Below are 12,416 nucleotides of genomic sequence, written 5' to 3' on the forward strand. Positions count from 1 at the left end.
TTCAGATTTCAGAGGGGTGTAAAGCAGAAAATGCTTACAGCCATCTAGATTGCCCAGACTTCAGGGCACTTGAGTTAACTAGGGAAGTTGCTATTGCATGTGGCGTGAAACCAAAATTCTGCTGATTGATGACGATAGCGTCCGCCGCCGCGATTTAGCGGTGATTTTGAATTTTCTTGGCGAAGAAAATCTGCCCTGCGGCAGCCATGATTGGCAGCAGGCGGTCAGCTCATTGTCATCGAGCCGTGAAGTCATTTGTGTGCTGATCGGGACGGTAAACGCTCCTGGCGCTGTTTTGGGCTTGTTAAAGACACTGTCTACCTGGGATGAGTTCCTTCCCGTGTTGCTGATGGGCGATATTTCTTCCGTCGAGCTGCCCGAAGACCAACGCCGCCGCGTGCTCTCCACCCTGGAAATGCCGCCCAGCTACAGCAAATTGCTCGACTCCCTGCACCGCGCCCAGGTCTATCGCGAGATGTACGACCAGGCCCGCGAGCGCGGCCGCCACCGCGAACCCAACCTGTTCCGCAGCCTCGTCGGCACCAGCCGTGCGATCCAGCACGTGCGCCAGATGATGCAGCAAGTCGCCGATACCGACGCCAGTGTGTTGATCCTCGGCGAGTCGGGCACCGGCAAGGAAGTGGTCGCGCGCAACCTGCACTATCACTCCAAGCGCCGCGACGGGCCCTTTGTGCCGGTCAACTGCGGGGCGATCCCGGCAGAGCTGCTCGAAAGCGAACTGTTTGGCCACGAGAAGGGCGCCTTTACCGGGGCGATCACCAGCCGTGCCGGGCGTTTCGAGCTGGCCAACGGCGGCACCCTGTTCCTTGACGAAATCGGCGACATGCCGCTGCCGATGCAGGTCAAGCTGCTGCGTGTGTTGCAGGAACGTACCTTCGAGCGCGTGGGCAGCAACAAGACCCAGAGCGTCGATGTGCGCATCATCGCGGCCACCCACAAGAACCTCGAAAGCATGATTGAGGTAGGCAGCTTCCGCGAAGATCTGTACTACCGCCTCAACGTCTTCCCAATCGAGATGGCCCCGCTGCGTGAGCGCGTGGAGGACATCCCGCTGCTGATGAACGAACTGATCTCGCGCATGGAGCACGAAAAGCGCGGTTCGATCCGTTTCAATTCCGCTGCGATCATGTCCCTGTGCCGCCACGGCTGGCCGGGCAACGTCCGCGAGCTGGCCAACCTGGTGGAGCGCATGGCGATCATGCATCCCTACGGTGTGATCGGCGTGGTCGAGCTGCCGAAGAAATTCCGCTACGTCGATGACGAAGACGAGCAGCTCAATGACATTCGCAGCGACATGGAAGAGCGTGTAGCGATCAACGGCCACACCCCGGACTTCGGTTCCAGCGCCATGCTGCCGCCCGAAGGCCTCGACCTGAAGGACTACCTCGGCAACCTGGAACAAGGCCTGATCCAACAGGCCCTGGACGACGCCAACGGCATCGTCGCCCGCGCCGCCGAGCGCTTGCGTATCCGCCGCACCACCCTGGTGGAGAAGATGCGCAAGTACGGCATGAGCCGTCGAGAAGGTGATGAACAGGCGGATGATTGACGCCTAAAATACAAACCGCTGATTGCGGTGCCCGACCTCACCCATACTGTCCCGTTATGACGGCGCCTGTTGCCGTCATACTGCGTTGCCGCTCCTCCCCATAGCGAGCTATGAGTCGTCGCGGCGCCTTGTCTGACAGCAACAGTCACTCGTCAAAACGGAACTGTATGGGTGAGGTCGGGCACTAGCGGTTTTTTTTCGGCACAAGTATTGCTACAGCTCTCGCAACGTTCCGTTTAACTGACGGTCAGCCAAGCGAGAGAGCATGATGCCCCACGCCGCCCAACTATCTTCGACACCTGATGCCGAGCAGCTCAGCCGCAATGGCCTGGAACAGGCCTTTTCGCTGTTCAACCAGATGTCCAGCCAACTGACAGACTCCTACAGCCTGCTGGAAGCCCGGGTTTCTGAGCTTAAAGGCGAGCTGGCCGTGGTCAGTGCGCAGCGCATGGAAGAGCTGGCTGAGAAAGAGCGCCTGGCCAACCGTCTGCAAAACCTGTTGTCGCTGTTGCCCGGTGGCGTAATCGTCATCGACGAAGACGGCCGCGTGCGCGAGGCTAACCCGGCAGCCTGCGACATGCTCGGCCTGCCGCTGGAAGGCGAGCTGTGGCGCCATGTCATCACCCGCTGCTTCGCGCCCCGTGAAGACGACGGCCATGAAATCTCCCTGAAAGACGGGCGCCGCCTGTCCATCGCGACGCGTTCGCTTGATGCCGAGCCCGGCCAGTTGGTGTTGCTCAACGACCTCACCGAAACCCGTCACCTGCAAGACCAGTTGGCGCGCCATGAGCGTTTGTCGTCGCTGGGCAGGATGGTCGCTTCTTTGGCGCATCAGATCCGTACGCCGCTGTCGGCCGCGCTGATCTACGCCAGTCATTTGACTGATGAGCAACTGCCGCCAGAAACCCAGCAACGTTTTGCTGGCAGGCTCAAGGAGCGTCTGCACGAGCTGGAGCATCAGGTGCGGGATATGCTGGTGTTCGCCCGTGGCGAATTGCCGCTGACCGACCGCGTCACCCCGGCCGACCTGATGCGCGCCCTGCAAGCCGCCGCGTCCACCCATATCCAGGAGGCCGAAGTGCGCTGGCAATGCGACAGCCACCTCGGCGAGTTGCTGTGCAATCGCGACACCCTGGTCGGCGCCTTGCTCAACCTGATCGAAAACGCCACCCAGGCCAGCGCCCCCGGCGCGCGCCTGAAGATCCACTTGTACAGCCGCGCGCAAACCCTGCACCTGTGCATCAGTGACAGCGGCAGCGGCATCGACCCGATGGTGTTGCAGCGCCTCGGCGAACCCTTTTTCACCACCAAGACCAACGGAACGGGCCTTGGCCTGACCGTGGTCAAGGCCGTGGCACGTGCGCATCAGGGAGAATTGCAGCTGCGTTCCCGGTTGGGGCGTGGCACCTGTGCATTGATGACCTTGCCGCTGTTTTCAGGCGCGGCAAGCGCGGAGTAAACGAACATGGCAATCAAGGTTTTATTGGTAGAAGACGATCGCGCCCTGCGTGAGGCATTGGCTGACACGCTGCTGTTGGCGGGCCATGACTATCGGGCGGTCGGTTCAGCCGAGGAAGCCTTGGATGCGGTGGAGCAGGAGCCCTTCAGCCTGGTGGTCAGCGACGTCAACATGCCCGGCATGGACGGCCACCAGTTGCTCGGCCTGCTGCGCGCTCGCCAACCGCAATTGCCGGTGCTGCTGATGACCGCCCATGGCGCCGTGGAGCGTGCGGTAGATGCCATGCGCCAAGGCGCGGCGGATTACCTGGTCAAGCCGTTCGAACCGAAAGCCTTGATCGAACTGGTGGCCCGCCATGCTCTCGGCGTACTGCCGGCCAGCGACGGCGAGGGGCCGATTGCCTTCGAGCCGGCCAGTGCGCAATTGCTGGAACTGGCCGCCCGCGTCGCGCGCAGCGACTCCACGGTATTGATCTCCGGCGAGTCCGGCACCGGCAAGGAGGTGCTGGCGCGCTATATCCACCAGCAATCCAGCCGCGCCAGCCAGCCGTTTGTCGCGATCAACTGCGCGGCGATTCCCGACAACATGCTCGAAGCCACCCTGTTCGGCCATGAAAAGGGCTCGTTCACCGGCGCCATCGCGGCCCAGGCGGGCAAGTTCGAACAAGCCGACGGCGGCACCATCCTGCTCGACGAAATTTCCGAAATGCCCCTGGGCCTGCAAGCCAAGTTGCTGCGCGTGTTGCAGGAACGTGAAGTGGAGCGGGTCGGCGCGCGCAAGCCGATCCAGTTGGATATCCGTGTGGTCGCCACCACCAACCGCGACCTCGCCGGCGAAGTGGCGGCGGGGCGCTTCCGTGAGGATCTGTTCTACCGGCTCTCGGTGTTCCCCCTGGCCTGGCGCCCGTTGCGTGAGCGCCCGGCCGACATCATCCCGCTGGCCGAGCGCCTGCTGAACAACCACGTCAAAAAAATGAAGCACGCCCAGGCGCGCCTGTCGGCCGAGGCCCAGGCTTGCTTGATTGCCTATCCATGGCCCGGCAACGTGCGTGAATTGGACAACGCGATCCAGCGCGCGCTGATTTTGCAACAGGGCGGCCTGATCCAGCCCCAGGATTTCTGCCTGGCCATGGGGAGTGGTGTTGCGCCATTACCCACTCTGGCGCCCGCGCCGGTGGTGGCTGAAACCGAGTCCGCCGGTGCCCTGGGCGACGACCTGCGTCGCCGCGAATTCCAGATGATCATCGACACCCTGCGCGCCGAGCGCGGCCGCCGCAAAGAGGCCGCCGAACGCCTGGGCATCAGCCCGCGCACCCTGCGCTACAAGCTGGCGCAGATGCGCGATGCCGGGATGGATGTGGAAGCGTATCTGTTTGCTACCTAGCTCGTACCAAGGCCGACAAGGTTTGTCGCCTTTTCTTACGAATCGATACAGAGCTGGCACCCTTGTTGCTACTTCCCCTAGTAATTGCGGCGTAGTGTCAAAAATTTGCGGGTTGTCGGAGAGAGAAGGTCATGAGCCAGGGTATTGAGTTCAATCGGTTGATGTTGGATATGCGCTCCATGCAAATGGATGCCATGGCTCAACCGAAATCCGTCGCGCAAGCGCCGGAATTGGGCCAAAGCAGCTTCGCCGACATGCTCGGCCAGGCGATCAATAAAGTCAGTGACACCCAGCAAGCCTCCAGCCAGTTGGCCACCGCATTCGAAATCGGCAAAAGCGGCGTGGACCTCACCGATGTGATGGTCGCTTCGCAAAAAGCCAGTGTGTCGTTCCAGGCGTTGACCCAGGTGCGTAACAAGCTGGTTCAAGCCTATCAAGACATCATGCAGATGCCGGTTTAAGGACGAGATTTAAGTCATGGCAGAAGCAGTCGTGGACAACGCACCCGCCAAGGCAGACGGCAAGCCGCCGCTGTTTGGCCTGTCGTTCCTGGAAAACCTCTCGGAAATGACCATGCTGCGTCAGGTGGGCCTGATGGTCGGCCTGGCTGCCAGCGTGGCGATTGGTTTTGCCGTGGTGTTGTGGTCGCAACAACCTGATTACCGCCCGTTGTACGGCAGCCTGGCGGGCATGGATTCCAAGCAGATCATGGAAACCCTCGCCGCCGCCGACATCGCCTACACCGTCGAGCCCAACTCCGGCGCCTTGCTGGTCAAGGCCGACGACGTAGCCCGTGCACGGATGAAGCTCGCCGCCGCCGGCGTCACGCCGTCCGACGCCAATATCGGGTTTGAAATCCTCGACAAAGACCAGGGCCTGGGGACTTCCCAGTTCATGGAAGCCACCCGCTATCGTCGTGGCCTGGAAGGCGAGTTGGCCCGCACCATCTCCAGCCTGAACAACGTCAAGGGCGCTCGCGTGCACTTGGCCATCCCGAAAAGCTCGGTGTTTGTGCGCGATGAGCGCAAGCCAAGCGCCTCGGTATTGGTGGAGCTGTTCTCCGGCCGCTCCCTGGAGCCTGGCCAGGTGCTGGCGATCATCAACCTGGTGGCCACCAGCGTTCCTGAGCTGAGCAAGTCGCAGATCACCGTGGTGGACCAGAAGGGCAACCTGCTGTCGGACATGGCCGAGAACTCCGCGCTGACCCAGGCCGGCAAGCAGTTCGACTACAGCCGCCGCATGGAAAGCATGCTCACCCAGCGCGTGCACAACATCCTGCAACCGGTGCTCGGCAACGACCGCTACAAGGCTGAAGTGTCCGCCGATGTGGACTTCAGCGCCGTCGAATCGACCTCCGAACAATTCAACCCGGACCAGCCCGCGCTGCGCAGCGAGCAGTCCACCAGCGAACAACGCACCGCCAGCAGTGGCCCGCAAGGTGTGCCGGGTGCCCTGAGCAACCAGCCGCCAGCGCCAGCCTCGGCCCCGCAAACCACCGGCGGCGCCGCAGCCACTGCTGGCGCGATTGCTCCGGGCCAACCGCTGCTGGACGCCAACGGCCAGCAGATCATGGACCCGGCCACCGGCCAGCCGATGCTCGCCCCGTACCCGGCGGACAAACGTAACCAGTCCACCAAGAACTTCGAACTCGACCGTTCCATCAGCCATACCAAGCAACAACAGGGCCGCGTCAATCGCCTGTCGGTGTCGGTGGTGGTCGATGATCAGGTCAAGGTCAACGCGGCAGACGGCACCATTACCCGTGCGCCATGGGGCGCCGATGAATTGGCGCGCTTCACCCGCCTGGTGCAGGACGCGGTCGGTTTCGACGCGAGCCGTGGCGACAGCGTCAGCGTGATCAACATGCCGTTCTCCGCCGAGCGTGGCGAAGTGATTGCCGAAGCGGCGTTCTACACGCAGCCGTGGTTCTGGGACATCGTCAAACAAGTGCTGGGTGTGTTGTTCATCCTGGTGCTGGTGTTCGGCGTGCTGCGCCCGGTGCTCAACAACATCACCGGCAACGGCAGCAAGAAACAACTGGCAGCCTTTGGTGGCAGCGACGTCGAGTTGGGTGGCATGGGCGGCCTGGATGGCGAACTGGCCAACGACCGCGTCAGCCTCGGCGGCCCGCAAAGCATCCTGTTGCCAAGCCCGAGCGAAGGTTACGACGCGCAGTTGAATGCAATCAAAAGTCTGGTGGCAGAAGACCCGGGCCGTGTGGCCCAGGTCGTGAAAGAGTGGATCAACGCAGATGAGTGATAATCGAGCCGCTGTTGCCAAGCTCACCAAGGTCGACAAAGCGGCGGTTTTGCTGCTGTCCCTCGGTGAGACCGACGCCGCCCAAGTGCTGCGTCACATGGGCCCCAAAGAGGTTCAGCGCGTCGGCGTGGCCATGGCGCAAATGCGCAATGTGCACCGCGAGCAAGTCGAACAGGTGATGAGCGAGTTCGTCGAGATCGTCGGCGACCAGACCAGTCTGGGCGTCGGCTCCGACAGCTACATCCGCAAGATGCTCACCTCGGCCCTGGGCGAAGACAAGGCCAACGGCCTGATCGACCGCATCCTGCTGGGCGGCAACACCAGCGGCCTCGACAGCCTGAAGTGGATGGAGCCGCGCGCGGTTGCCGACGTGATCCGCTTCGAGCACCCGCAGATCCAGGCCATCGTCGTCGCGTACCTCGACCCCGACCAGGCCGGTGAAGTGCTCGGCCACTTCGACCATAAAGTGCGCCTGGATATCATCCTGCGCGTGTCGTCGCTGAACACCGTGCAGCCGGCGGCGCTGAAAGAACTCAACACGATCCTGGAGAAGCAGTTCTCCGGCAACTCGAATGCCGCGCGGACCACCTTGGGTGGTATCAAGCGTGCCGCCGACATCATGAACTTCCTCGACAGCTCGGTCGAAGGCCAGTTGATGGACTCGATCCGCGAGATCGACGACACCCTGTCCGGCCAGATCGAAGACCTCATGTTCGTGTTCAACAACCTCTCCGATGTCGACGACCGTGGCATCCAGGCGTTGCTGCGCGAAGTGTCCTCCGACGTGCTGGTGCTGGCTCTCAAGGGCTCGGACGAAGGCGTCAAGGAGAAGATCTTCAAGAACATGTCCAAGCGTGCTTCCGAACTGCTGCGCGACGACCTCGAAGCCAAGGGCCCGGTGCGCGTCAGCGACGTGGAAACGGCGCAGAAAGAAATCCTCACCATTGCCCGCCGTATGGCCGAAGCCGGAGAAATCGTTCTCGGCGGGAAGGGCGGCGAAGAAATGATCTAAGGCGCGCCCCATGTCGAACAAAGATGAGACGCCCAGCGATCTGATTCGCGCGCGGGATGTCGGCGGGTTCGACATCTGGTCGTTGCCCAGCTTCGACCCGCATGTGCCGGAGCCCGAGCCTGAGCCGGAACCCGAACTGCCGGTGGAAATGGAAGAAGTGCCGCTGGACGAAGTCCAGCCACTGACCCTCGAAGAGTTGGAAAGCATCCGCCAGGAGGCCTACAACGAAGGCTTCGCCGCCGGTGAAAAAGACGGTTTTCGCAGCTCCACCCTCAAGGTCCGTCAGGAAGCCGAGGCCGCGCTCGGCACCAAGCTGGGCAGCCTGGAACGCTTGATGCGCAGCCTGTTCGACCCGATTGCCGAGCAGGACGCGCAGCTGGAAAAATCCATGGTCGGCCTGGTGGAACACATCGCGCGCCAGGTGATCCAGCGCGAACTGGTGCTCGATTCCAGCCATATCGAAAGCGTCATGCGCGAAGCCCTCAAGCTGCTGCCCCTGGGCGTCGGCAATGTGCGCTTGTACATCAACCCGCAGGATTTCGAACAGGTCAAAGCCCTGCGCGAGCGCCATGAAGAAACCTGGCGCATCGTCGAAGACGCGTCGTTGCAGCCCGGTGGTTGCCGCGTCGAAACCGAACACAGCCGCATCGATGCCACGGTGGAAACCCGCATCAGCCAGATCATGGCCAAGCTGCTGGACCAGGCCCACGAGCAGGTGCTGAACCCGGCCGAACCGGACTTGAGCGTGGACCTGGACGCCCCCGATGCGCCTTGACCGTACCAGCTTCGCCAAGCGCCTGAGCGGTTACGCCGAGGCCACGGAGTTGCCCGGCCAGCCGATCCTCGAAGGGCGCCTGTTGCGCATGGTCGGCCTGACCCTCGAAGCCGAAGGCCTGCGCGCCGCCATGGGCAGCCGCTGCCTGGTGATCAACGACGACAGCTACCACCCGGTGCAGGTCGAAGCCGAAGTGATGGGCTTTTCCGGCAGCAAGATTTTCCTGATGCCCGTCGGCAGCCTGGCGGGCATCGCCCCCGGCGCCCGCGTGGTGCCCTTGGCCGACACCGGCCGCCTGCCCATGGGCATGAGCATGCTCGGCCGCGTGCTCGATGGCGCCGGCCGCGCGCTGGACGGCAAGGGCGGGATGAAAGCCGAAGACTGGGTGCCGATGGACGGCCCCACCATCAACCCGCTCAAGCGTAACCCCATCAGCCAGCCGCTGGACGTGGGCATTCGCAGCATCAACGGTTTGTTGACGGTCGGGCGTGGCCAGCGTCTGGGCCTGTTCGCCGGTACCGGCGTGGGTAAATCCGTGTTGCTGGGCATGATGACGCGGTTTACCGAGGCCGACATCATCGTGGTCGGCCTGATCGGCGAACGGGGCCGCGAGGTGAAGGAATTCATCGAGCACAGCCTCGGTGAAGAAGGCCTCAAGCGTTCAGTCGTGGTCGCCTCGCCGGCGGATGATGCGCCGCTGATGCGCCTGCGCGCCGCCATGTATTGCACGCGCATCGCCGAATATTTTCGCGACAAGGGCAAGAACGTCCTGTTGCTGATGGACTCGCTCACGCGTTTCGCCCAGGCCCAGCGGGAAATCGCCCTGGCCATCGGCGAGCCGCCCGCCACCAAAGGTTATCCGCCGTCGGTGTTCGCCAAGCTGCCCAAGCTGGTAGAGCGCGCGGGTAACGCCGAGGCGGGGGGTGGCTCGATCACCGCGTTCTACACCGTATTGTCCGAAGGCGATGACCAGCAAGACCCGATTGCCGACTCGGCGCGGGGCGTGCTCGACGGCCACATCGTGCTGTCGCGGCGTTTGGCGGAGGAGGGGCACTACCCGGCCATCGACATCGAAGCGTCCATCAGCCGGGTCATGCCGTCGGTGGTCACGCCGACGCACATGGCGCGGGCGCAGCAGTTCAAGCAGCTGTGGTCGCGCTACCAGCAGAGCCGCGACTTGATCAGCGTCGGCGCCTACGTCGCCGGTGGCGACCGCGACACCGACCTGGCGATTGCCTTGCAGCCGCAACTGGTGACCTACCTGCGCCAGGGCCTCAACGACAAGATCAGCATGGCCGAGAGTGAGTCGCACCTGAACTCGATCTTCGCCCCGGCACCGGGCGGCTAAGCCATGGCCAGCTCCCGTTCTTCACGCCTGGCCCCAGTGGTGGACATGGCCGAAAAGGCCGAAAAAACCGCAGTGCAGCGCCTGGGGTATTTCCAGGGCCAGGTGCGCCTGGCGGAAAGCAAGCTCGGCGACCTGGAGCGCTTTCGCGGCGAATACCAGCAACAGTGGATCGAGCGCGGCACCAAGGGCGTATCGGGCCAATGGTTGATGGGCTACCAGGGCTTTCTCAACCAACTGGAAACGGCCGTCGACCAACAGCGCCAAAGCCTGCTCTGGCACCAGAACAACTTCGAAAAGGCCCGCGACAGCTGGCAACAGGCGTACGCCCGGGTCGAGGGGCTGCGCAAGCTGGTGCAGCGCTATATCGACGAAGCGCGGGCGCTGGAAGACAAGCGCGAGCAGAAGCTGCTGGATGAACTCTCCCAGCGCCTTCCCCGCCAATCGCAATACTAGCGACCACCACCGTTCTACTGTGGGAGCAGGCAAGCCAGCTCCCACATTTGATCCTCTGTGTTGCTGCTGTGGCGTTCAGCTGCTAAACCTTTGTCTACCGCCAATGACAAGGAAGCAGTCACATGTCAGTCGAGTCAGAAGTATCCCTGGACGGGAAGAAGTTGACGATCGCCATCAAGGGCCGGTTCGATTTCGGCAGCCACCAGACGTTTCGCGAATCCTACGAGCGTTTCTACAAGGTGCCCGAGTTGTACGTGGTTGACCTGAAAGACACCACCTACATGGACAGCTCGGCCCTGGGCATGCTCCTGCTGTTGCGGGATCACGCCGGCGGTGACGATGCGGACGTGCAGGTGGTCAACAGCAATTCCGATGTGCGCAAGATCCTCGCCATCTCCAATTTCGACAAACTGTTCGACATCAGTTGAGCGGCCTGGCCCCCGTGCTTGAGCCGCTGACGGTGCTGATCGCCGAAGACAGCGCCACCGACCTGCTGCTGTTGTCCACCATCGTGCGGCGCCAAGGCCATCAGGTGCTCACCGCCAGCAACGGCTTGGACGCGGTGCAAGTGTTTGCCCGTGAGCGCCCGCAGTTGGTGTTGATGGACGCGCTGATGCCGGTGATGGACGGCTTTGAGGCGGCGCGCCAGATCAAGCAGTTGGCGGGCGAAACGTTGGTGCCGGTGATTTTCCTCACGTCACTGCGCGAGAGCTCGGCCCTGGCCCAGTGCCTGGATGCCGGCGGCGATGACTTCATGGCCAAGCCCTACAACCCGCTGATCCTGGCGGCGAAGATCAACGCCATGGATCGCCTGCGGCGCTTGCAGGCCACGGTGTTGCAACAGCGCAACCTGATCGCCCGGCACCACGACTACCTGCTGCATGAGCAACGGGTGGCCAAGGCGGTATTCGACAAGGTGGCGCATTCGGGCTGTATCAACGCCGCGCCGAATATCCGCTACCTGCAATCGCCCTATGCGCTGTTCAACGGTGACCTGTTGCTGGCGGCCTATACGCCGTCGGGCGATATGCATGTGCTGCTGGGCGACTTCACCGGCCACGGCTTGCCGGCGGCGGTGGGCGCCATGCCCCTGGCGGAAGTGTTCTACGGCATGACCGCCAAGGGTTACGGCCTGGCCCAGATCCTGCGGGAGATGAACATCAAGCTCAAACGCATCCTGCCGGTGGACATGTTCTGCTGCGCCACCCTGTTGTGCCTGAGCACCCAGCGCCGCGTGGTGGAAGTGTGGAACGGCGGCATGCCCGAAGGCTATGTGCATGAAGTCGCCAGCGGCAAGCGCACGGCACTGGTGCCGCGGCATTTGCCGTTGGGCGTGCTGTCGGCCGAAGCCTTCGATGACTGCACCGAGGTGTGGCCGATGGCCCTCGGTGACCGGGTGTTTTTACTCTCCGATGGCGTGCTCGACACGGCGGACAGCAATGATCAGCTGTTTGGCGTCGAGCGCCTGCATCAGGTATTTGCCGCCAACCGCGAGCCCGACCTTTTGTTTGCCGAGATCGAGCAAGCCCTGGCCGGGTTTCGCGGTGAAGCGCGCGATGACGTGAGCATGGTGGAAATCACCCTGCAAGCCGGGCAATCCCTGCGCGCGACCGGGCCGCTGTATACCGACAGCAGCCAGTCGTGCCCGCTGGATTGGTCGGTGAGTTTCGAGTTCCGTGCCGAGACCCTCAAGCGCTACAACCCGTTGCCGTACTTGCTGCAACTGCTGCTGGAAATCCACGGCCTGCGCGAGTGCAGCGGGGCGTTGTACAGCGTGATGGCCGAGCTGTATTCCAATGCCCTGGAGCACGGCGTGCTGGGCCTGGACTCGCGGCTCAAGCGCGATGTGCACGGCTTTGCCGACTACTATCGCCAGCGCAACGAGCGCTTGGCGCAGTTGAGCAGCGGTTATGTGCGCGTGCATGTGCAAGTGGTGCCGACGGCGACGGGCGGGCAGATGTCCTTGCGCATCGAAGACAGCGGCGCCGGCTTTGACGTAGAGCAGGTGCTGGCACGGCCGCTGGAGGTTGATCGCTTGTCGGGCCGGGGGCTGAACCTGGTGCGTCAATTGAGCGGCGATGTGCACTGGTCCGATGGCGGGCGGAGCGTCTGCGTGGAGTTTTCGTGGCCGGCTCAGGCATAATCCGCCGATTCTTG

At 62.8% G+C, this 12,416-nt stretch carries 11 protein-coding genes; all 11 read left to right on the forward strand.

The genetic code is table 11. The features are described from left to right. Window positions 1–97 precede the first annotated feature (97 nt). The 11 genes from ACU688_RS03270 (at window position 98) to ACU688_RS03320 (ending at window position 12,402) form a co-directional block, all read left to right on the forward strand. A complete protein-coding gene (locus tag ACU688_RS03270) occupies window positions 98–1,570 on the forward strand; it encodes a sigma-54 dependent transcriptional regulator (protein WP_448183625.1) in 1,473 nt (490 codons plus the stop codon). A 268-nt stretch (window positions 1,571–1,838) separates the two neighbouring features. Then, a complete protein-coding gene (locus tag ACU688_RS03275; protein WP_448184025.1) occupies window positions 1,839–3,029 on the forward strand; it encodes a sensor histidine kinase in 1,191 nt (396 codons plus the stop codon). A 6-nt stretch (window positions 3,030–3,035) separates the two neighbouring features. After that, entirely contained in the window at window positions 3,036–4,412 is a 1,377-nt protein-coding gene (locus tag ACU688_RS03280) for a sigma-54-dependent transcriptional regulator (protein ID WP_448183626.1), read from the forward strand. A gap of 131 nt (window positions 4,413–4,543) precedes the next feature. Then, entirely contained in the window at window positions 4,544–4,873 is a 330-nt protein-coding gene (gene fliE / locus ACU688_RS03285) for a flagellar hook-basal body complex protein FliE (RefSeq protein WP_017735206.1), read from the forward strand. 16 nt (window positions 4,874–4,889) lie between these two features. After that, a complete protein-coding gene (fliF, locus tag ACU688_RS03290) occupies window positions 4,890–6,671 on the forward strand; it encodes a flagellar basal-body MS-ring/collar protein FliF (protein WP_017735207.1) in 1,782 nt (593 codons plus the stop codon). Beyond that, the gene (gene fliG, locus ACU688_RS03295; RefSeq protein ID WP_017735208.1) at window positions 6,664–7,683 is read left to right on the forward strand and encodes a flagellar motor switch protein FliG; all 1,020 of its coding nucleotides are present in this window, start codon (window positions 6,664–6,666) and stop codon (window positions 7,681–7,683) included. Before fliF ends, fliG begins: the two co-directional genes overlap by 8 nt. Before the next feature lie 10 nt (window positions 7,684–7,693). After that, window positions 7,694–8,458 carry a flagellar assembly protein FliH gene (gene fliH / locus ACU688_RS03300; protein ID WP_448183627.1) on the forward strand — a complete coding sequence of 255 codons (765 nt, stop codon included), beginning with the start codon at window positions 7,694–7,696 and terminating at the stop codon, window positions 8,456–8,458. After that, complete coding sequence (fliI, locus tag ACU688_RS03305) at window positions 8,448–9,806, forward strand: flagellar protein export ATPase FliI (RefSeq protein ID WP_448183628.1); 1,359 nt, start codon at window positions 8,448–8,450, stop codon at window positions 9,804–9,806. The genes fliH and fliI overlap by 11 nt, the downstream gene beginning before the upstream one ends. 3 nt (window positions 9,807–9,809) lie before the next feature. Then, entirely contained in the window at window positions 9,810–10,259 is a 450-nt protein-coding gene (gene fliJ, locus ACU688_RS03310; protein ID WP_124526516.1) for a flagellar export protein FliJ, read from the forward strand. Between the two features lie 122 nt (window positions 10,260–10,381). Continuing rightward, window positions 10,382–10,687: an STAS domain-containing protein gene (locus ACU688_RS03315; protein ID WP_124526515.1), complete on the forward strand. Its 306-nt coding sequence runs from the start codon at window positions 10,382–10,384 to the stop codon at window positions 10,685–10,687. Next, a complete protein-coding gene (locus ACU688_RS03320) occupies window positions 10,684–12,402 on the forward strand; it encodes an ATP-binding SpoIIE family protein phosphatase (protein ID WP_448183629.1) in 1,719 nt (572 codons plus the stop codon). Before ACU688_RS03315 ends, ACU688_RS03320 begins: the two co-directional genes overlap by 4 nt. Window positions 12,403–12,416 lie beyond the last annotated feature (14 nt).

This window comes from Pseudomonas acericola (SeqCode) (genome assembly GCF_053456465.1).